Genomic DNA, 20306 nt, shown 5'->3' with positions numbered 1-20306 from the left:
CATGTCCCCGCTGTTGAAGTGCCCCCGGTTGGGCAAACAACTTGGACTTCCCAATTTGTGGGTGAAGGACGAGAGCCAGCTACCCACCGGAAGTTTCAAGGCTCGCGGGATGACGATGGCCGTGAGCATGGCCAAGTGGCTCGGCGTCAAACGGCTGGCGTTGCCGACCGCCGGGAACGCCGGGGGGGCGGCGGCGGCCTACGGGGCGCGGGCCGGGTTGGAGGTTTACGTCTTCATGCCCGAGGACACTCCCGGCGTGAACCAGATGGAGGTGATGCAATTCGGGGCGAAAGCCTTCCGCGTCAACGGCCTCATCAACGATTGCGGCAAGATCGTGAAAGACCTGGCCCCGGCGATGGGCTGGTTCGATCTTTCCACCCTCAAGGAGCCGTACCGGATCGAGGGGAAAAAGACGATGGGTCTGGAACTGGCCGAGCAACTCGGCTGGAAGTTGCCCGATGTGATCCTCTACCCCACCGGCGGCGGCACCGGCCTCATCGGCATGTGGAAGGCATTCCATGAATTGAAGGAACTCGGCTGGCTGACCAGCGACAAGATGCCCCGGTTCATCAGTTGTCAGGCCGAGGGATGCGCCCCGATTGTGACCGCCTTCGACAAGGGGGAACGCTTTGCCGAGTTGTTTCCGAACGCCCGCACCTCGGCCAGCGGATTGCGGGTTCCGGTCGCCGTCGGGGACTTCATGATTCTGGATGCGATCCGCGAGAGCGGCGGTCTGGCGGTGACGGGCCGGGAAGACGCCATCGGCCCGTGGATGGTGCGGTCGGGATCGGCCGAGGGAATCAGCATTTGCCCGGAAACAGCCGTCTGCTTTGATGTGCTGGAAAAGCTGCTCGCCGACGGCCGGGTGAAGCCACACGAAGAGGTCGTGGTCTTCAACACCGGCGCGGCACAAAAATACATCGAAGCCCTGCCGCCCAACCTGCCGACGATCAACCGGCACGCGGACGTGTTGGGGCAGATCAACGCGGGCTGAACACCATCACTCATCCGGCGGGGTCAGCGGCAGTTTCAGCGTGAACGTCGAGCCTTTGCCGACGATGCTCTCCACGCGGATGCGGCCGTGGTGCTGTTCGATGATCTGCCGACAGACGCTCAGGCCGAGGCCGGTGCCGCCGTGGCCGTTTTCGTCCGGATCTTTGGTGGTGTAAAACGGCTCGAAGATCATGCGGAGGTGTTCGGCCGGAATGCCCACGCCGGTGTCGGCGATGCGAATTTCGGCCATGCCCGCTTCCGCGTTGTCGCGGACATCAATCCGCAGGCGGCCGCCGCCAGACATGGCTTGCCGGGCATTGATGATGAGGTTGATGAGAATCTGTTCGATTTGCCCGGCAACGACCGGAATGACCGGCTTGGAGTGATAGCGTTTGTCCACCTGAATGCGGTGCTTGCTCAGGTCCTTCTCGGTAAGGACCAGCACGTCCTCGATTAGCTGGACGATGTCCGTCTGTTCGCGGCGGGTGGAGTTGTTGCGGGCGAAGCCGAGCATCCCGCTGACGATCAGGGCGGCGCGGTTGCTCCCCTTGAGGATCTTTTCAAACGCCTGCTTTTGGCCCGGTTCGCTCGCGCCGCGCAGGCCGAGCTTGGCGTAGTTGATGACCGTGGTCAGGATGTTGTTGAATTCATGCGCGACGCTGGAGGCCAGCGCCCCGACACTGCTCAATCGCTGGGCCTGCAACAATTGCTGACGAAGGCTTTCGGTTTCGTCGGCATAAGGCAGGACGTCAGGGCCGGTCATGAACTCGTCTCCGGTGGACGACGGGCCGGTCAGCGGCGGCTCGTTCGTCCCGATCGAGGGTGTGATATCCGTCTCGGTAGGTGGTATCGGTTGTTCCGATCGGGCGTCTTCATCGGAAACAAACAACATGCGAGGGGGTCTTTTGACCGCCGAAGACTGGGAAACGCCGAGAAAATCGAGGGCCGGGGCGGGTGACTCCTCAGACGGGTTTGGGGGCTTCGGGGGGTTGGATTTCCGGCGTCTCATTTAACCTCCGCACTTCCTCGGGAACCTCGCCGATTCTCGCCGCCTTCCAATGTCTCCCGTCCCCCGTCAACTCACTCACGGAGACATTCTGGACGCGGCCAAGTTTGGGCCAATCGGCGACATTATACCCCTCCAACACGCTCAATAAAATCACCCGAATCACAATTCCGTGGGCCACAATCGCGACGGTTTTCCCCGCAAATTCCGCAGTCAGCCGATCCCACACCGGCAGCAACCGCCGGGCCAGATCGTCGAAGGATTCCATGCCTTCCGGGGCGTGCCCGGTCTCCCCGTTCAACCATCTTGCCAGCGTGTCCGGCCATACCCCAAACTCCCCCTTGACCGGCATTCCGCTCAACGATCCGACCTTCCGTTCGTGGAGTTCCGGCTCGATCCGCAGGGGCAGTCCGCTGGCCCGCGAGATGGCCTCAGCCGTGCGCACAGCCCGCAACATGCCGGAACTAATCAACGCATCCGGCTTGAGTGCGGCGATCACGGGGGCGAGGGCCTCGGCCTGCGCGTATCCTCGCACACCAAGATCAATGTCGGACTCGTAGCCGTGGAAGAGTTCCGGCTTGGCCGTCTCGCCGTGCCGAATCAGGAGAACCCGGGTCGTCATGCGATTTCCCCCGCGAGTGGAATTTGGGGAAGGATACATGGAAGCGGGAAGTTTGGAAAGCAAAGACTGGCGAAGACGAACCGCGTTAGTGGATGGTCAATCGTTCCGGCCCACACAAACAAACGACGTGCTTATCGTTGGGGCGAAAACCATCAACGCGGTTGGAGACGAATGAAGGGGGTGAAAGATCGCCCGGAGGATTTGCCATGCCCTTGGAAATGAAAAACGCCGCGATTCCCCGGCATCCTTCGCTCTAACGCCAAAACATCTCTGTCTGGCGAAGGCTGCCTGAAAATCGCGGCTAGAGTTGGACTGGGGGCTGTTAACCGGTGTGGTTCCTGGCCCTCAGTCCCTGATATACCGCCTCACATCTAACTCGACTCGATCAATCAAACCTTGCATCTAACTCAACTCGATCAATCAAACTCAATCAGACTTCCGACGGCGGTATATGGACATGTTACGCGCGGGCTTTTGCCAAAGTCAACAGGCCGCCTTTAATTCCTGCCGACGGGAAATCCCCACGGCCTTGAGAAACGATTCATCGTGGCTGACGACCAGCAGGGCGCCGTCGTAGGCGCGAAGCCCGGCTTCGACCGCCTCAATCGAGTCGATGTCCAGATGGTTGGTCGGCTCGTCGAGGATCAGGAAGGGCGGGGGCGTCGCCCCGCCCAGCACGCAGGCAAGTCCGGCCCGCAGGAACTGGCCGCCGCTCAGGGTGGAGACGGTTTGGAGAGCGGCGTCGGCCCGGAACATAAACTTGGCGAGCGCGGTTCGGCAGGCGTGTTCGTCCGCCGACGGGTTGATCCTCCGGAAGTTGTCGCGGATGGAGGCCGACGGGTCGAGAATGCTTACCCGCTGGTCGAGCATGGCGAAGCCGGTCATCACTTGAACCGTCCCGGACCACGGAGCCAGCCGGCCGGTGATGAGCGCCAGCAATGTTGTTTTGCCGGAACCGTTCGGCCCGGTGACGGCCACGCGCTCCGGCCCGGCGATGGTGAATGTCAGGTCGCGAATGATCGGCTTCCCAAGCTCATAACCGGCGGTGACGGCGTCGATCTTCAAGACGGTCTTGTTCGCGGAGAGATGCGTCGGCGGGAGTTTGACGGCGAGCGGCTGGAGGACTTCAATGCGCTCGCGGGCAATGGCGGCCGCCTCAAGAGCCTCCTCGCGGCGGCGTTCGGCCAGCCGGGCGTTCATGCCGTTCGTGTCTTCGCTCCGGTCTTTCATGCCGCCGAGGATGATGCGCGGCGTGCCCCCTTTTTCCCCCTTCCGCTTGCCCGCGCCGCTTCTTCTCGCCTGCCGTTCGACGGTCGCCTGCGCGCTGCGGGCGGCCTCGGCGATCCGCTTTTCGGCATCGGCCAGATTCCGCCGCACAGCCTCCAGTTCCAGTGCCTTGAGTTCGCGGTATGCGCTCCAGTTGCCGCCGTAGCGCGTGGCGCCGAGGGTGGTCAGTTCGACGATGGCCTCCATTGTTTCGAGAAGTTCCCGGTCGTGGCTGACGACGACCGCCCCGGCCCGCCAGGTGGCGAGGAAATCAATCACCGCTTCGCGCCCCTCCCGGTCAAGGTTGTTGGTTGGCTCGTCGAGCAGGAGAAAATCCGGTTCCCGGAAGATGAGCGACGCCAGCCCGACCCGCGTGTTCTGGCCGCCTGACAGCGTGGCCAGCCGCGTGTCCGGGGGGATATCCAGCCCCAAGCGGCCAAGGGCGGCGGCGAGGCGTGTTTCCAGTGTCCAGTCGGCGTCGGCCAGTTCTTCGTCGGTGGCCGTGCCGGTCTCGGCCCGGCGCAGCACGGCCAGTGCCGCCGTCACGCCGAAAAGGTCGGCGACCGTTTCCTCCGGGTCGGCTTGAACCGTCTGGCGCAAGACGCCGGGGGTGCCGCCGTTGAGGGAGACTTTCCCCGATTGGGGGCGCAATTCGCCGGTGATGAGCTTGAGGAGCGTCGTCTTCCCCACGCCGTTCCGGCCGACGAGACCTGTGCGAACCGGGCCAAATGTCAGTTCGAGATTCGAGAAAATCGCCCGGCCGTCCGGCGTGGCCCATGAGAGATTGGACAGGGTAATGGAGGAAGCCATTGTGGTGATTGCTCCGATGATGAACGGGGACCGATGAAATCTCGCGTCATCAATCGAATCACTGGCTTCTCCGGGAACGGGGCACAAATGGCATGACAAGCCGTGTGCGTGCCGGGTTCGCGGCAAGCCGGTGTGAGACCGGGTTGGTCTGATCGAATGGACGCGAGGACCGGCCGGCCAAATCAGCGCGGGGCCGATGGTCGGGTGGAGTGGTGAAAATGTCCGGAGATGATCTTACATGCTGGCGGGATCTGCCTGAGTAATGCGTGCGGTTGGCCAATCGCCCGGCTGACTCGGCGTCAACCATTGGCGTTGACGGGATATGGCCGATCAGCCCGCCAGTGTCAAGCTTTTTTCAACCGGGACCGGGGATTTTCGGGCCGATGGCGCCGAATCGAAATCGATGGTTGCAATCCCGTTCCGGGGGGCGGATAATGACCCTCCCCATGACCTCTCAACGGGTCGCGTTCGGTCAAACTTTCGCACGTTCGCGCGTTCGACGAACCCGGCCATACCATCAGGAGTTGTTGTCAATGAAGTACCGATTCGCCTGTCTTGTTCTCGCCCTGGCGTTCGGCCTCGCGCCGGCTGCGGAAAAAGTGGCCCCCGTGAAGACGGGCGCCGGTGTGATGACCTTTGAAACGGTTCCGGGCTGGGGCCTCGACGAGAAGGGCAAGTCGGTCCTCGGATCGACGCACGGCGGCGTCGCCGTCGGCAAGGATGGAAGCATCTACACCAGTTCCAGCCTTGGCGTGTTCGTCTTCTCGCCCGAAGGCAAGGTCATCAATCGCTTCCTCGGCGACAAGTATTCCAACATGCATGACCTGAAAATCAACCAGGAAGGGGATGCTGAGTTCCTCTACGGCGCCCGCAACAACAACGCCGAGGGGGTCAAGCTCAACACCAAAACCGGCGACATCGTTTTGAAACTCCCTTATCCGGAAGAGTCGGGCCTGAAGCTCACCCGGCAGCAGTTCAGCCCGACGGCCATCACCGTCGCCCCGAACGGCGACATTTATCTGTCCAACGGCTACGCCAGCAACCACATCTTCAAGTTTGACAAGACCGGCAAATATCTCATGCACTTCGGCACGAAGGGCAACGGCCTCAAGGAATTCAACACCGCCCACGGCATGACCCTGGACACCCGTTACACGCCCCCCCGGCTGTTGATCTGCGATCGCAACCACTCGCCCAACGGCCGTCTGGTGCATTACTCCCTCGAAGGGGAATTCCTTGGCGAAGTCATCACCGGTTTGGGCATGCCGACCTCCGCGATTGTGCAGGGGGACTATGTCTCCGTGCCGGACCTCAAGGGCTGGGTGACGATCATCGGCAAGGACAACAAAATCGTCGCCGAACTCGGCAAAAACCCAGACCCCAAAAAGGGCGCCAACTTCGGCATCCCCCAAGACCAATGGGTCGAAGGCGCCTTCAGCGGCACCCACGGCTCCGCCTGGGACAAAGACGGCAACCTCTACGTCCAAGACTGGAACGTCTCCGGCCGCATCATGAAACTGGTGCGGGTGAAGTGATTGCTTGATGCCCGCTGATGAATGGTGTGAATGTCAAAGACGTTTACGTTTGCAAATGATCCCAAGAGCCCCGCTGCGTGAGCGGCGGGGGTGGCCTCCAGAGTGTGACGGCCACCCCCGCTGCTCACGCAGCGGGGCTCTTGAATATCGCGAGGAAGACGCCTGTTGAATTTCACATCGTCTCCGGCCATCGGCGGGTTTCAACCAATGATTCGCCGGTTTCCAAGAGGGTCTTGAGGCTGGACAGCAGGTGCGGCCAGCCGTTGGAGACGCTAGCGATGAACTTCGTGCCGGGTTTGTCCATTTCGTGGATGATGGTGAGCTTGACCGATTCGCCCACGGGTTCGAGTTCATAGGTCATGCGGGAATAACCCTCTTCGCGCATCTCGGGGATGAATTCGTTGCGCCACGACAGGACGAGCCGCCGGGGCGGCTCGATCTCGATGATCTCGCCGCTGTCGGCGATCCGGCCGTCGGGGATCATGATCTTCCACGGGGCGCCGGGTTTCCAGTCGGATTCCTGCCAGGTACCCACCCAGTATTGCCGGGTGAACTCCGGGTCGAGCAGGGCGTTCCACAACTTTTCCGGGGTCGTGCGGATGTAGGTCACATACACGAAGCGCGAATCAGACATCGTTTTCCTCTTCAAGAGCTTTCTTCAGGTCGTCGAGCGCCCGCAACCGGTGGCGCTCGAATTGGCCAATCCAGCGATCCGCGATCTCATGGATCGGGACGGGATTGAGGTAATGCAACTTCTCCCGGCCCCGCCAGATCGTGACGACCAGATTGGCCTCCTCCAGCAACTTGAGATGCTTGGTCGCGGCCTGACGGGTCATGTCCAGATGTTCGCAGAGCCTCCCCAGCGTCTGCCCGTTGTCCGCCCGCAGCAAATCAAGCAACCGCCGCCGACTGGCATCGGCCAGCGCCTTGAACACATTGTCCATGTCGGATTCCATGCCCAATTATGCATCCAAATGGTTGCATGTCAAGGGCGGGATTTTTCACAGAGGGTTTGGCAGGCGTTGGCGATTCATCATTTTCAGTGATTGTCGGCCGCACTGGCCGAGGAGGTGACAAATCATTCTGGCACTTGTCGCTTCTCGCGTTTGCTCAAGCCGACCAATGGCTTTCGCCCCAAGGGGGCGCTCGAAAATAGCCAAGGGCGGTTTCCGCCCTTGGAATACGACCGTTCCCCCTGCTTCCGCCCCAACGGGGCGGCACATCAGACAAGTGCCGCCCCGTTGGGGCGGAAACCCATTATTGGCCGATGTTTCCAGGGGCGGAAACCGCCCCTGGCTATTTTCGAGCGCCCCCTTGGGGCGAATACCATCAACGCTGGTTGGCGCGAATGAAGACCGTCAAAGAGTGCCCGAAAGATTTGCCACACCCTTGGCCGATGAGAGTATTTTTCGCCGTCTCCGATCCGGCGAAGATCGGGCATCCGGCCGGGTTATTCTTCGCCGTCTTCGTCCTCTTCATCCTCGTCCGACAAATAAATGTAATCGGAGGTGATATCCGTGACCAGCATGACCACCATACCGGGGTTGGGCACCTCCTCCAGCGGAACATGCTTGCCCAAGGGGACGCCTTCCCAATTGTCCGTGCAAAACAAATTCTTGTGAGTCCAGGTTTCCCGGTGGCGTTCCCATTCCAAGAGTTCGCCGTCCACTTCCAGACCGGTCGGCCGGACCGTGAACGGGCCAAATGCCAGAGATTCGCCCGCGTGAAACCGTTGCCGCAGTCCGTTGAGCAGGCGGTCGGACACCTCGCTTTGGATCGTGGCGATCAACCCCTCGTATTCCGAGATGCCGGACGGGATTCGCACACGACTCCCATCGTTGGTTTGAATCTCAATCCATTCCCTCCAGAAACGAATCCTCGGCGGCCATGTCTCCATCCAGACTTTGTTCGGGAATTCTTCCTCCCAGAAAAATTCGGTCCTCGCCGCGCGTGAATGCACATAGACGGCCTCCATGTCCTCCCAAAAATATTCCCGGACATCCGAGTCATGCCGAAGAACAAGCCGGTCGTCATAGACCAGCGCCATCCAGCCGTGATTTTGAGCAAGCCATCCAATCGCCCGGACGGCGTCGAAGGCCAATTTGGCCAGCAACAACGCGACGCCAACCGACACCCACCGGAGCCAGTCCGACGAGAGAACCACCCCCGTGACCGCCCCGGCAAACAATACGAGCGCCAGCAACGACGGAAGCGACAACACCAGCGTGTCGAGCAAATCCGACTCGTACTCTTCAATCGTGTCTTCGCCGTGCAGGGCGAGCGCCTGCTTCAGTCGGGCACTTCGGCGAAAGGATTCTTCCTCGTCTTCGTCCATGATGATTTTCCGGCGGGCGGAACTGTCGCGAATCGCTCCGGCCCGATGATTTTACGCGGGCCTTGATTGGCATGCCAGCGCCATCATGGCCGTCTGGCGTTCCCGCCGGACGAAAAAAAACGGAGGGGCTTGTTGGCCCCTCCGTCCGTGCGGCCCGGCGGCCACACTCAAGCTTCAGATATTCTTCATCCCTCATTAAGAGGGGATTGGTTTCACAAGGTTCTCGAAGCCGGTTTCTTATGCTTCGTGCAAACACCATAGGGGATCAACCCCGCCGATATCAACACTAAAACGGAAAACCGGCTCCGAAAACCAAAATCTACTTCGGGCGTTCACACAGCGGTCGCCAGTTCGTGGTCCATCACGCCCGTGCTGTCGGCGTACTCGCTGGCCGGGCGGTTGCCTTCGAGGACGGCCTTCAGCCGCAACCGGGCGACGTGCAGACGCCGCTTGATCGTCCCGACCGGGGTTTCAAATTCCCGGCTCATCTGCTTCAGGCTGCGGCCACGCAGGTAGAACGCTTCCAGCGTCAGCCGGTCGAGTTCCTTCAATTGCTTCAACCCGGCGTGGAGTTCGATCTTGGCTTCCGTGCGTTCGATCTCGTCCAACGGGGCGACGCTCTTGCCTTCGTGGCTGTCCAGGAAGTCCGGCTCGGCCCCGTTGACCGGGCCTTTGCGGCTCAGCCGGTTGATGGCCATCCGGGCCGTGATTCGCCGCAACCAGCCGGCGAAGCAACGGGGATCACGCAGTTGCGGCAGCTTCCGCATCCCGTGGATGAAGACTTCCTGGGCCAGTTCTTGCGCTTCCAGCGGATCGTGGACGCGGGCGAGGGCCATCCCGAAGACCGCCTTTTCGAATCGGCGAACCAGCTCCCCGTAAGCGTCCCGGTCCCCCGTTTGGGCTTGCAAAACCAAGTCCGTGATTTCGTTCCAGCTCATGATGGATCTATCCCGTGCGGATCCGTGTTCGCGATCGCACCGGGCCGGTTCAACGGGGATGAGGGGATGCCCTCCCGCGGATCTCGTGCGGGGGAGGCGCCCTCGGCCCCCGGCGACCCGACCGCACACCCGTGGGTGAACGACCGGGCCGCTGTGGCGGCGACGGTGTTGTATGGCGAAGCGGCTCGGCTGGTCCCGGCGTCGTAACGCACGACAACGGGGGATGAATTGTCACCAATTCATCAGCGGGAAACCATCTAAGTAGATGGATATTCCCGCCCGAAACGCCTCAAAATTTCAATGTTGGGAACACTGGATGTGTTCCCCCCGGCTGACGGAAAGGCAATCATTCCGGTCTCTCGCTATCCGAAGGCTTTGAACTTCATTCACAAGCGCACAGGAGGTGCGCGGTTAAATTCAGTGGCGGACACTTCAGACAATCAAGAACCCGAAAGACGCCTCACTTTCCGTTGTTCGCAATGGTTCTCGTTCGTAACGGCAGGCGGTGGTCATGACGGACATCGTGCGATGGGTAATCGTGATGGCCGGAAAGTTCATGAGCCGCCGGACGCTTAAACGCGACCCTACGGTTTCGGACCTCTAGTTGGCTGGTTACGCGCCAGCAACAAAGCAAGGTCCGCATGCCAGGGGTGTTCCCCTCGGTCTCCATCTCCAATGTCCTCGCGGGTTCTGCGGAACCGGGTGACATTAGCGGATAACTGGAGGAACCAGACGACACGGGAGGTCGTCCCACACTTGGGACAGCCATTGGGAGAGACCCGCCCAGATCGCCACCGGCATCGACCACAAATCCTTGCGTAGCCGCCTGTTTGGCGGTGCGACGGATGTTGAGAACGAGCTGGTTGTAACGATTGGTCATTGGTACGCCCTCCGGCTGATTGATGAGTCTCCGTGGATAATTCGGAAGACTCTGATGATTGCTAGATCAACACGTTTGGTTAGAAACCTCGAGGATAAAACGACACAGGTAAGGGTTGTTGATTGTTCCCGACATGAACGCCATGCCGGGTTCCACCATGTTTTTATAACGCATCCCAAGTCAAACTTGTCTTGGAAATTGTCAAAAAAATCCAGCACCGGTGATCCCACCGGCTTTGGTACCACTCAGAGAGGACTCGATAACCAGTGGTTCGCGCAAAATGTGGAAATCTTTTGAAGAAAAATCCTTTCCATGTCATGAGCCTGAAAAAGCGAGCCAAGACCGGCGGAATGTGAATTGACATTTCAGGTTGAAGAGACGACAATTTACGAGGAGAAGTGTTACATAGTGCTCTTGGTGTTTCGCGTTGTGACTGATCAGACGGGATTCTTGGTTTGGATAGGACGTCGCACGGATCATTGATCGGTAGGCTGACCATCCGAAAAGGCAAGGGGTTCCCCTTTCCTTCCAAAACGAAGGGGCCGTGACTAACACTTCTTTTTTTGAAGATCCTGCCACCGGGCGGCTGCCAACAGCCGCCCGGTGGCTTTTTCAGCCACTTTATGTCATGGCCATTCCAACTCGGACAACTTCCGTTCCCGGATGATGTCTCTGAAATCGTGAAGCGGATGAACGACCGCGCCGACGATCATGTCAGCCAGTTGAATCAAGTTGTTTGATTCGGAACGTTGCGAACTCACCTTTTCAATCAACGAACGACCTTCTTCATCCTTAAAAGACTTGAAATGTTCGCCCATGGACCGCATGAATTCCGGCGAAGGGCCTTTGTCACATATCACTTTGCCATTTAAGTGTTCCGTCAAACGACATGCATGGGCAATCCGAATGTACTCTTCCAGTTCGTCCGCCAGCTTGCAAGCAATGCGGTCGTAGAAGAAGCCTTTCTTGCTCCAGTTCCCATGCTTTAAACGCTGTTTGATGACTGTCTGAACGACATAGTCGAATTTAAATGAGGCCACTTTTTGAAGAAAAAGCCTGCGGGTCGCCGAAGTCAGGTTCACATAATGGAATTCCCGAACTCCAAGTGTTTTCTTCAATTCCTCAATCGCCAAATTGCAGGTTTCCGCTTCGTCAGGCGATTCAAAAATGACGCATCCGAGACTGAATGTCGGCGACGAACCCTTGACAACCATTGGCTGGCCGGACTCATCGACGTAAATGCGCATGATTCAACGGCGGGGAGCGATGCGAGGGAAATAGCGCCCAAAACGAGCGTTGATTGACTCAGTCAGGGTACAAATGAAAAGGGCCGCCGTCCGGGGGAGGACGGCGGCCGCAAGATCAGGAGGGGGAAAGGATTGGGGGGTAATCCTTGGGTCGTCGTTGTTGACATTGGCCGGGTCCGGCGGGGGGATCGGACGATCTTGGGGGAAGATCGTCCGAAAACCGGACTCTTGGAACCACCCGTTCGTCGGGGGGAGACGTCGGCTCGACCGGGGGGAGGTCGTTGGCCGTCGGGGTGGTTTCAACCATTCTTTGTCAACGAAAGGTAATAATGCACGGGTTGTGCCAAAGATGATTTTGGTCGTTAAAAATCTTCGTTAAAACAACTCAAAATATTATCTGGTAATCAATTAAGATTTTTTATTGGATTTGGCACCCTTGAGCGATTGTCACCTGCCCCCGGCCGGTTTGTAATTTCTACCGGAAGTCTGTAAGACATGCAGCGGTTCGACACCTATTCCTTACAAGACCCAATCCAATCCGATGGCCGATCAACTTTCCCAAAACCTGTTTGCGGCACTGTGCGAAATCCCCCTGATCGACCCGCATTCGCACATTGAGCCACTTAGCCCCGTTTCCAAAACGCTCGACGACATTCTCGGCTACCACTACTACACGGAACTCGCCCACTCGGCCGGGATGAGCCAGGCCCCGTTGAAGCCGGATGTCTCCCCCCGCGACCGGGTGCGGGCAATCATCGCCCACATGGAGCGATTCGACAACACGGCCCAATATGCCTGGTTCATGGAAATCGTCCGGGTGTTCCTCGGCAAGAACATTCGCCGGCTCGACGAAGTGGATGCCGACGCCCTCTTCGACCTCGGCGAAAAGACCTTCGCCCAGCCGGATTGGGAGAAACAGGTTTTCGCCAAGACGAAGCTGGAGGCCATCTTCCTCACCAACGAATTCGACGATCCGCTCGAAGGCTTCGACACCACCAAGTACGTCCCCTGTCTGCGGACGGACACGCTGGTCTTCAAACTGCATGAATCAGCCACGAAGGAACGACTCGCCAAAGTCACCGGCATCCAAGCCGGGGATGCGAAGACCGTCCGGGCGGCCGTGCGGAAGTTGTTCGAGCGGTTCACCGCCAAGAACGCCAAGGCTTGTGCCATTTCCTTGCCGCCGAACTTTTCGCCCGTCGCCGTGAGCGATGCCGAACTGGACGCCGCCTTGATGGCGAAGGCACCGACGGATGCCGAGCAAGTGGCGACGAGTCAGGCCGTCTTCTGGATGCTGGCCGAGCATTGCCGGGAGTTCAAGCTCCCCTTCGACCTGATGATCGGCGTCAACCGCCGGGTCTACGAGACGGGGGTGTTTCAGGGGCAGGATTTGTTCGACCAGCGAACGTCCTTGCTGCAATACCGGGCGTTGTTCAACGCCTTCCTTGATGTGAAGTTCCCCGTCTCGGTGCTGTGCGGCATCTCGAATCAGGAGCTCGTCAGCCACTCGTGGATTTTCCCGAACGTCATCACCAGCGGGCACTGGTGGTATTCCAACATCCCCGCCCAAATCCGCACCGACCTCACCGGCCGGTTGCAGGCGGTGCCGAAGACGAAGCAGATCGGCTATTACAGCGACGCCTACAAGCTGGAGTTTGTGCTGCCGAAGTTTAACATGTACCGCCGGGTGCTGGCGAATGTGCTGGCCGACGAATTCGTGCGGCCGGGCCAGTTGACGGAGACGGAAGCGGTCGCCTTGGGTAAACGCCTCTTACGGGACAACACGCGGGAAGTATTCAACGTCTGAGCAAAGACCGGTGATCCAATCCGGTCTTTGAGGGCCAGCCTCCGCGTCGCCGGTCGCATTTACGTCAGATTCAAAGCCAGCGGGTCATCAGATGCCGCTCGTGTCCGACGAATCCGAGGCGGGAATAGAGACGGCTGGCGCCGTAGTTGTCGTGATTCACCTCCAGCCGGACCGCGCGGATGCCCTGTGAGCGGGAGCGTTCAATCACCGCCCCGATCAGGCGGGAACCGATTCCGCCGCCTCTGGCCTCCGGCCGGAGAAACACCTCGTCGAGCAGGACAAAGCGGCCGCCGAACTCCAAGCTGAAGCACATGGTCGCCGCCGCGTAACCGATCAGGTCTTCCTGTTCCGCGAGCAGAACGAACCCGTTGGCGGCATCGGCCAGCAAGGCTGACAGTGCGGTTCCGGCCATGTCGGGGTCAAAGGGAATGCCCTCGCCGTCGTACATCTCCCGAACGAGCCGGAGAATGGCCGGGGCATCGGCCGGGGTCGCCTCCCGGAATGTCATGTCATGTTCTCGCATGTCACGGAGACGCTTGGTTCGCAAGTCGGGGCGCCATCGCCTTCGCCAGCGTGTGTTGCATGCCGGGCGAATCCTAGCGGATCGCCGCGTCGAAGGCATTCGCGCCTAAGCGGCGTTGAACAAGCGTCAGGCCCGCGACGGCGACCGCCAGCGTTAGCGCCGGCAACCCCCACATCACCGCGAACTTGCTGACCGACTGAATCCCCGCGCTGTCGACCGCATCCGGTCCAAGGCCATCCCGCACGATCCAAACCAGCGGGGCGGCCGCCGCCCACGCCATCAAGGCCGCCAACAACCCCATCCGCAGGCCCGCGAGACACGCCTTTGCAACTGTCGTCATTGGTTATCTCTCCGTCATACGATTTGGTGCGTTTATTTTAGGGGGCGGGTTGGGCCGGGGGAAGCCGCAGATGGAAAACCAATACCCGCGTTTGACGGTGTTGAATTCCCCGCCCGTTGTTCGCCTTGACACAATTCAAACGGTCAAATATGGGCGGCTGTTGTTCATCCAAATGATGATGTGATTGATGGTCGGCCGCGGTCGGGGGACCGGGGTAATCGGGGGAATTTCATGCGATTGAAACATCTTTTTCTGTTGATGCCATGCGCGCTCGGCGGGTGCGCCACGGGATTTGATCGCGATGCGATGACCGCGAGGATGTCGAAGGAGTCGATCACCGTCACCGATGAGGAGATCACCAAGATTCGGGCGTTGAGGCCGCAATTGTCGTTCCCCTGCAAAATCGCGGTTCATATGAGCGACGAGGGGGATTCCTGGCGCTGGAGCCAGCAGGACAAGCAATCGCTGGAAACATGGGCGAAGACGTTGGTGGACGCGGGGATCGCGTCGGATGTGTTCTTCATCTCTGACATGTTTGCGGACAAATCCAGCAACCTCCTGTCACTGCGAGTAGCGGCCGCCAAATACGGGGCCGATGCCTTGTTGACAATCAAGGGAACCACGCAAGTGGATGAATATATCAACCCGGCGGCCGCGTTTAATCTGACGGTGGTGGGGGGATATATCATCCCCGGCAGCCACCGCGACGCGCTGTTTATGACGCGCGGGGCGCTGGTGGATGTCGGCAATGGTTATCTGTATGCGACGGCCGAAAGCGAGGGGGAAGGCAAGATCATCCGGCCGACGTTTATCATTGACAAGAAAGACGCCATCGCCAAGGCCAAGGAAGTCGCCTTGCAGAACTTCGGCGAGGAAATGACCAAGCGAATCCGCCGTCTCTACGAGACCCACAAGGATTTGCCCATTCTGCCGCCCGCGCCGGCCTCGCCGGTGGTTCCCGTCACGGGGTTGCCAGCCGCGCCCGTCGTTTCCGCACCGGTGATTCCCCTTGTTCCCGCGTCGGTTGTTCCACCGTCCTCCGGCCTGTCGGATTGAACACCGTTGTTGCGAGTTTTGAAGTTGCGATTTTTTGAGGTTTTGGGTTTTCAGAGGTTGTTTTTGGTATTGGCGAGCCGAGCAGCGTAAGCTGCCGGGTGGCTCCCGGTAGTCGAACCGCTTCCCCTTTACTCAGCCGGACTTAAACCCGTGGCTGAAGCACCTTCTCTGCCGGAAGCCACCCGGCAGCTCACGCTGCTCGGCTCGCCAATACCAAAACCATTTTTTTGAAATCCAAAAAGCGCAACTTCAAAACTCGTGTGCCCGGTCCGTCGAGGCCGACCGGACGACTCCTCACCTTTTCCGTCGCACATGCTTCGTCGGCTTTTCGTTGGCCGGGTGTTGCCAGGAGACGGCGTTGTCATCGAGTTCGAGAAGTTTGAGTTCCCAAGTCTTGCCGACCATGTCGTCGTCGTCGGAAGTCTTGAAGGTAATCATCAGGGTGGGAGGCAGGGCGTCCCACCGAACTTTCCATGTGCCATCGGCTTTGATGCCGCCCGGCGAGTAGGCGCTGAGGTTGAAGGCGCCGTCGGGCATGAAGGTCCAGTCTCCCTGGCAGGGGCCGCCTTTCCAGTCGCCGAGGAGCTTTTGCTCCAGCGCGGCCGATCCCTCTTTCGGCTTCTCATTCACCGGCGGCCGGATCTTCTCGGCCGACACGTCCGCAGTGAATCCCAAAACCATCGCGGCCGTCAGCCCGGCCATCACGAGTTTCATGCGAACCCTCTCCCAAGAAATGAACGGCTTACCTTGTTAGACGATTGAGGCCCCAAACCGTTTGGGCCGCCCCGGCCCGACTTCGTCGGCCAACCCGGCGATTCATGAAAAAGCGGGGGCATCTTTCGGAGGATGATGGCCCCGCTTTTTCTCTTTTTGATGGCAATCGCCGGCCGGGTGGTTAAAGTAGGGTGATGATTCGGGGCAAACCGACCGGCGATACGCCGGGGCTTGCCTCGAACTGACTCGCATGGCCCGACGCTTTTCAACCCTTGCGGACATCACTTCCGGCGGCGGGCCTGCCATCCGAGACAACACTCGCGAGGAGCCTTGACATGGTTCGTTATCCGCTCGCCGTTCTGACGGCGCTCTTGCTGGCGGGCTTGGCCGCGGCCGATCCGGCCACTGTGTTATTCACCAAGTCGCCCCTGACGGGCAAGCATATCGTCGTTCAGTCGGCGGGGGAGCAGCGACGGATTTACTTCCCGCTCGAGATCAAAAATGCCGCCGGCCAAATGGCCTTCGCGCGGATACGCTGCAAGCCCGAGGCCGGCGAGGAAACCCTGCAAACGGTCACGTTCAAGATCACCGGGAATTCCGAGATATGGCGAGTGTGTCTCCATGCCCCGCAATTCTCGAACAAGACCGCCACGTATCAGATCGAAACGGGATTGATCGACAATGACCAGTTGGACACCCAGCCCGTCACCAATTCGTTCGCCTGGCAGGCACGATGGGCGGGCGGGCAACAGGTTTTGGGGACCACAATGACCAATGCGCTCGGGCAGGATGTCCGGGTCTCGATCCCGCTGGTGGTTCGCTTGCCCATCATTCAAGGAGGAATGGTTAAGTTTGCGGTCAAGATGACGGTTCCGCAAAGCGCGCCAGTGACCTTCGGAGCATATGATGGGCCGGACGCGGACACCCTCGTCCCCGGCAGCGGCGTCGAGATTGTGAGATAGCGGCCGTCCGTCTCATTTGGAAACATCCGCCAGGATCAGAATCCATGCCTGACAAAGAACCCGGCAAGAACTTGCCAACAAAGCAACACCCCGCCCCAACCCCTGCTCCGGCGGGAACGGCAGAAGCATCGGCGAATCACCCTCCTCCTCCTCCCGCCCCGTTGCCGCCTTCGGCCCCGGCCGCGCCGGATGAGGTCAGCAAACGGGTCTTGGGTTATCTGTTCGGGGGCGTTTTGCTGGTTTTCGTCACCCTGTTTGTGTATTTCGTCGTCTTCGTGCTCGGCCCGATGACACGGCCGTCGCCGTATTTTGAGCGGCTGACCGAATCCGCGCCAAAGCTGGCCGTTCCAAAAGGCCAACCGGAGGGTTCTGGCGAGGCCGCCGTCAAAGACCAGCCGGACACGCTCTCGGCGGACTTGGCCGTGATGCTTGAGTATGCCAGCGCCGACATTCGCATGGCGGGTGTTCAAATTGCGTTCGCCCTTGTCGGCGGGTTGTTCTTCGCGTCCGTCGGCGTCCTCTTGCTGGCGGCGGGCGTCACCGGGGCGCTTGATTTGAAGGCGAAGGCGGCGGGCGCCGGGCAATTGTCCCTCGGCACGGCGGCGCCGGGGATGGCCTGCCTGACCTTTGGGGCAATCCTCGTCGGGTTTGGCGTGATGAAGGACGTGAGCCGTAGTTTCAAAGGGGAAGCCCAACGCCCGGTGGGAGTGAAATTCCAAGAAAAGGGGACGACGGACCCGCCTCCGCCTCGGGCGGCGGAACCGGTTGGCGATGAGGCGAAGAAGAGTCGCAAATTTTAACCGGCCGGCGCCGCAATCTTTGGAACCGGCTTCTCAAGCGGGCGGGGCACCGGTGAGTCCCGGAAGTGATTCACACCCCGCCATCGTCGTTGTCTTGGGCCGCAGCTCGCGCAAGGCCAAGGCGGCGGACATAATACTCGATGCTGCGGGCGACACTTTCCACGCACAGAATCGGCCGGCACCCGAAAAGCCCGCCGCCGTCGTCGTCAATGCTCATGATCTCCCCTCTTCGCTCTCTCGCCGGGCAGCCAGGCGACGGCCGCCATCAGGATACTCATCGCGTTCGCCATGCAAAAGTGTTTCGCTTTCCAATGAATTTGTTCATCAGCCAGCGGGGCTTGGATCGCGGTTTCGTCCCGCCCGGCTGGGTTCATCGAAACTTCCCGCAAAGTTCATTGAATCCAACCCGGCATTGTCAAATCCCGCCCATACGCTGGCTGTTGCGACCCCTTCTTTCGATCAAGGAATACGAACCATGCCGCCGAGCGTTTCATTTCGCCGCCTGTTTGTGCCGCTGATGTTGCTGGCGCCTCTCTGGGGTTGTTCGGAATCCCGGCCGGAGCCGGAGCTTTTTCCGGTGAGCGGTCGCGTGACCAAGGGGGGAAAGCCGGTCAAGGGGGGCGGGATGATTTTCATCCCGGAGGTCTCCTCCGGGGCCGGGCTGAGCGTGAACGCCTCCGTCAGCCAGGACGGTGCCTTTGAGGGCGAAACGCTCCGCACCGACAAAACTGGCCGCACTGTTGGCACTCCGGGGGTGCCCGCCGGGAAGTACAAGGTCGTCTATCATCCGCCGAGCAACGGCGCGAAACTGGGGTTGGAGGTGACGCTTCCCGAACCGGTCACCGTTGAGGGCGCTCCCAATGTGTTGAACATTGAACTCCCGGAAAAACTCCCCGAAGGGAAAGGAACAAAGCGGGAAGAAGAAACCCCGGAGCCGGAAATCAAGAAAGATTAAGCGGATGATGACAATTAGCAAATCGTTATTAACTCATCAATTTCACACACCAAGCACACGGATGTTTCACTGAATTTTAACACTAATCTTTTCATAAACGAAGAGCCGGTGATGATTGTGAGAATCTAAAAACATCGCCCCAAAGTCGCTTGTCAGTCATGGGCTGATGCCTTTTACTTAACCAACGCTGTCCTTCTGGCGTTGGTTATTGTTCGCCTCGGAGTCTGTCATGACTGTTTTCAATCGTCGTCGAGCGTTCACGCTCATTGAATTGCTGGTGGTGATCGCCATTATCGCGATTCTCATCGGTCTGCTTCTGCCCGCCGTGCAGAAGATTCGCGAAGCCGCGAACCGCATGAGCTGTAGCAACAACCTCAAGCAAATCGGCCTGGCGTATCACAATTATGAAAGCGCCAACGGCAGCTTCCCCCCCGGCGGGCAGGACGGCCAGACGCCCCCGGCGGCCCATCAAACGTGCTGCAACTACAACGACCCGAACGCCTCGACCAAAAACGCGGCGGGCCAGATGGACGACCGCGCCGGGTTCAACTGGCGGTATTGGATTCTTCCTTATCTCGAACAAGACAACGTGTTCAAGACGATCAATGTCAACACGCTGTATGCGACGCCGGTCAAAACGTACTATTGTCCGAGCCGGGGCGGCGTGCGGCTGGTCGGCGGCACTGCCCGCGGGGATTACAACGGCAACACCGGGACGAACTTTGCCAACGGCACCCCGTCCGCGACGGACACCACCAGCGCCGGATCCGGCATCATTGACGGCGTGGTGGTGAACACGACCACCGGCCTGATGAAACTGGCCAGTATCACCGACGGCACCTCGAACACCCTGCTGATCGCCGAGAAATGGCTGCACCCGAGCCGATACGCCACCGCCAATGACGGCGGCAACAACGAAGTGTGGCCGAACGCCGGCTGGGATGAATGCGCGGTCCGCCAGACCGGCGGAACCTACTCCTACCAGTACAACGGCGGCCAGCCCGCCGGCCCCTCGGCCGCCACGCGGACGGTTGACCGCACCCCCCGCCCGGACATCGAAGCCCCGAACGTCGTCGATGCCTCCGGCAATCAAGTCACGATTTGGAACGAATCCTTCGGCGGCCCGCACACCGGCGGCGTGATGGGCGTTCAATGCGACGGCTCGGTCCGGATGTTCCGCTTCGGCATCGACAACGCCGTCTGGCAGGCGATCGGCACCCGCAACGGCGGCGAAACCCTGCAACTCAACTAAAGCCGGTTCTCTCAACGAAAGGCATCGAGCCATGCGACGTCATCTGAAAACATTGCTTGTGATTGGTTTCACCCTGGCGTTTCTTGGCTGTGGAAATTCCGGCGAGGTCTCGGACCCCAAATTGCTGGATGCCGGGATCAAGAAAAATCAAGAATTGGTTAATGAACAGGAAAAGGCGTTTCAGAAAGAGAATCGCAGCAAACGAAACTGATTGCCGGGCATTGTGAACAGAGGCCGGCGGGGGCGTGAGAAGATATTTCTCACG

Annotated in this window: 23 protein-coding genes; 10 read left to right on the top strand and 13 right to left on the bottom strand. The window is 59.8% G+C overall.

The genetic code is table 11. The features are described from left to right. Window positions 1–994, top strand: a 994-nt coding sequence (locus BGIM_RS55310; RefSeq protein WP_040892026.1) for a threonine synthase, incomplete at its 5' end; no start/stop codon positions are given. A gap of 6 nt (window positions 995–1000) precedes the next feature. Here the strand turns inward: BGIM_RS55310 and BGIM_RS0141790 are convergent. From BGIM_RS0141790 to BGIM_RS0141775, 3 genes are all read right to left on the bottom strand, one after another. Further along, window positions 1001–1756 carry a sensor histidine kinase gene (locus BGIM_RS0141790; protein ID WP_040892022.1) on the bottom strand — a complete coding sequence of 252 codons (756 nt, stop codon included), beginning with the start codon at window positions 1754–1756 and terminating at the stop codon, window positions 1001–1003. A 199-nt stretch (window positions 1757–1955) separates the two neighbouring features. Further along, complete coding sequence (locus tag BGIM_RS55305; protein WP_020475551.1) at window positions 1956–2621, bottom strand: histidine phosphatase family protein; 666 nt, start codon at window positions 2619–2621, stop codon at window positions 1956–1958. A gap of 483 nt (window positions 2622–3104) precedes the next feature. Then, the gene (locus BGIM_RS0141775; protein ID WP_020475549.1) at window positions 3105–4697 is read right to left on the bottom strand and encodes an ABC-F family ATP-binding cassette domain-containing protein; all 1593 of its coding nucleotides are present in this window, start codon (window positions 4695–4697) and stop codon (window positions 3105–3107) included. 533 nt (window positions 4698–5230) lie between these two features. On the opposite strand from BGIM_RS0141775, the gene BGIM_RS0141765 reads away from it, so the two are divergent. Continuing rightward, on the top strand, window positions 5231–6232 hold the full coding sequence (locus BGIM_RS0141765; RefSeq protein ID WP_020475547.1) for a 6-bladed beta-propeller: 1002 nt from the start codon (window positions 5231–5233) through the stop codon (window positions 6230–6232). A 172-nt stretch (window positions 6233–6404) separates the two neighbouring features. On the opposite strand, the gene BGIM_RS0141760 is transcribed toward BGIM_RS0141765, so the two are convergent. The 4 genes from BGIM_RS0141760 to BGIM_RS0141745 form a co-directional block, all read right to left on the bottom strand. Further along, entirely contained in the window at window positions 6405–6866 is a 462-nt protein-coding gene (locus BGIM_RS0141760) for an SRPBCC family protein (RefSeq protein WP_020475546.1), read from the bottom strand. Continuing rightward, window positions 6859–7176 (bottom strand): ArsR/SmtB family transcription factor, encoded by a 318-nt coding sequence (locus BGIM_RS0141755; RefSeq protein WP_029631748.1) that lies wholly within the window; start codon window positions 7174–7176, stop codon window positions 6859–6861. Before BGIM_RS0141755 ends, BGIM_RS0141760 begins: the two co-directional genes overlap by 8 nt. Before the next feature lie 506 nt (window positions 7177–7682). Continuing rightward, complete coding sequence (locus BGIM_RS0141750; protein ID WP_020475544.1) at window positions 7683–8567, bottom strand: DUF6585 family protein; 885 nt, start codon at window positions 8565–8567, stop codon at window positions 7683–7685. Window positions 8568–8899: 332 nt separating this feature from the next. Next, entirely contained in the window at window positions 8900–9505 is a 606-nt protein-coding gene (locus tag BGIM_RS0141745) for an RNA polymerase sigma factor (RefSeq protein WP_020475543.1), read from the bottom strand. 66 nt (window positions 9506–9571) lie between these two features. On the opposite strand from BGIM_RS0141745, the gene BGIM_RS59240 reads away from it, so the two are divergent. Next, on the top strand, window positions 9572–9712 hold the full coding sequence (locus BGIM_RS59240) for a hypothetical protein (RefSeq protein WP_020475542.1): 141 nt from the start codon (window positions 9572–9574) through the stop codon (window positions 9710–9712). Window positions 9713–11011: 1299 nt separating this feature from the next. On the opposite strand, the gene BGIM_RS0141735 is transcribed toward BGIM_RS59240, so the two are convergent. Continuing rightward, window positions 11012–11632, bottom strand: a complete 621-nt coding sequence (locus BGIM_RS0141735) for a DUF3800 domain-containing protein (protein ID WP_020475540.1) — start codon at window positions 11630–11632, stop codon at window positions 11012–11014. Window positions 11633–12173: 541 nt separating this feature from the next. Between BGIM_RS0141735 and BGIM_RS0141730 the strand changes: the two genes are divergently transcribed. After that, a complete protein-coding gene (locus tag BGIM_RS0141730; protein WP_020475539.1) occupies window positions 12174–13439 on the top strand; it encodes a glucuronate isomerase in 1266 nt (421 codons plus the stop codon). Window positions 13440–13509: 70 nt separating this feature from the next. Here BGIM_RS0141730 and BGIM_RS0141725 read toward each other — a convergent pair whose 3' ends face one another. Together BGIM_RS0141725 and BGIM_RS0141720 are read right to left on the bottom strand one after the other, a co-directional pair. Further along, entirely contained in the window at window positions 13510–14061 is a 552-nt protein-coding gene (locus tag BGIM_RS0141725) for a GNAT family N-acetyltransferase (RefSeq protein ID WP_072022316.1), read from the bottom strand. After that, a complete protein-coding gene (locus BGIM_RS0141720; protein ID WP_020475537.1) occupies window positions 14036–14302 on the bottom strand; it encodes a hypothetical protein in 267 nt (88 codons plus the stop codon). The genes BGIM_RS0141725 and BGIM_RS0141720 overlap by 26 nt, the downstream gene beginning before the upstream one ends. Before the next feature lie 231 nt (window positions 14303–14533). Here BGIM_RS0141720 and BGIM_RS0141710 point away from each other — a divergent pair, with 231 nt between their 5' ends. Next, window positions 14534–15358, top strand: coding sequence for a hypothetical protein (locus BGIM_RS0141710; RefSeq protein WP_020475535.1), 825 nt, complete (start codon window positions 14534–14536; stop codon window positions 15356–15358). Between the two features lie 294 nt (window positions 15359–15652). Here BGIM_RS0141710 and BGIM_RS0141705 read toward each other — a convergent pair whose 3' ends face one another. Further along, window positions 15653–16072: a hypothetical protein gene (locus tag BGIM_RS0141705; protein ID WP_020475534.1), complete on the bottom strand. Its 420-nt coding sequence runs from the start codon at window positions 16070–16072 to the stop codon at window positions 15653–15655. A 335-nt stretch (window positions 16073–16407) separates the two neighbouring features. On the opposite strand from BGIM_RS0141705, the gene BGIM_RS0141700 reads away from it, so the two are divergent. Both BGIM_RS0141700 and BGIM_RS0141690 read left to right on the top strand, forming a co-directional pair. Next, window positions 16408–17034: a hypothetical protein gene (locus BGIM_RS0141700; protein ID WP_020475533.1), complete on the top strand. Its 627-nt coding sequence runs from the start codon at window positions 16408–16410 to the stop codon at window positions 17032–17034. Window positions 17035–17078: 44 nt separating this feature from the next. Then, entirely contained in the window at window positions 17079–17834 is a 756-nt protein-coding gene (locus BGIM_RS0141690; RefSeq protein WP_020475532.1) for a hypothetical protein, read from the top strand. A 70-nt stretch (window positions 17835–17904) separates the two neighbouring features. On the opposite strand, the gene BGIM_RS64110 is transcribed toward BGIM_RS0141690, so the two are convergent. Both BGIM_RS64110 and BGIM_RS64105 read right to left on the bottom strand, forming a co-directional pair. Continuing rightward, window positions 17905–18051, bottom strand: a complete 147-nt coding sequence (locus BGIM_RS64110) for a hypothetical protein (RefSeq protein ID WP_020475531.1) — start codon at window positions 18049–18051, stop codon at window positions 17905–17907. Beyond that, complete coding sequence (locus BGIM_RS64105) at window positions 18041–18208, bottom strand: hypothetical protein (protein ID WP_020475530.1); 168 nt, start codon at window positions 18206–18208, stop codon at window positions 18041–18043. The genes BGIM_RS64110 and BGIM_RS64105 overlap by 11 nt, the downstream gene beginning before the upstream one ends. A gap of 101 nt (window positions 18209–18309) precedes the next feature. On the opposite strand from BGIM_RS64105, the gene BGIM_RS0141675 reads away from it, so the two are divergent. The 3 genes from BGIM_RS0141675 to BGIM_RS0141665 all read left to right on the top strand — a co-directional run bounded on the left by BGIM_RS0141675 (window position 18310) and on the right by BGIM_RS0141665 (window position 20252). Further along, entirely contained in the window at window positions 18310–18789 is a 480-nt protein-coding gene (locus BGIM_RS0141675; RefSeq protein WP_020475529.1) for a hypothetical protein, read from the top strand. Between the two features lie 229 nt (window positions 18790–19018). Then, entirely contained in the window at window positions 19019–20041 is a 1023-nt protein-coding gene (locus tag BGIM_RS55300; RefSeq protein ID WP_020475528.1) for a DUF1559 domain-containing protein, read from the top strand. Between the two features lie 31 nt (window positions 20042–20072). Next, window positions 20073–20252 (top strand): hypothetical protein, encoded by a 180-nt coding sequence (locus BGIM_RS0141665; protein WP_020475527.1) that lies wholly within the window; start codon window positions 20073–20075, stop codon window positions 20250–20252. Window positions 20253–20306 lie beyond the last annotated feature (54 nt).

It is taken from the genome of Zavarzinella formosa DSM 19928 (genome assembly GCF_000255705.1).
In the GTDB taxonomy this organism is placed as follows: Bacteria; Planctomycetota; Planctomycetia; order Gemmatales; family Gemmataceae; genus Zavarzinella; species Zavarzinella formosa.
The sequence above is the reverse complement of the archived record's forward strand: the minus strand, read 5'-3'. Positions and strand labels throughout refer to the sequence as shown.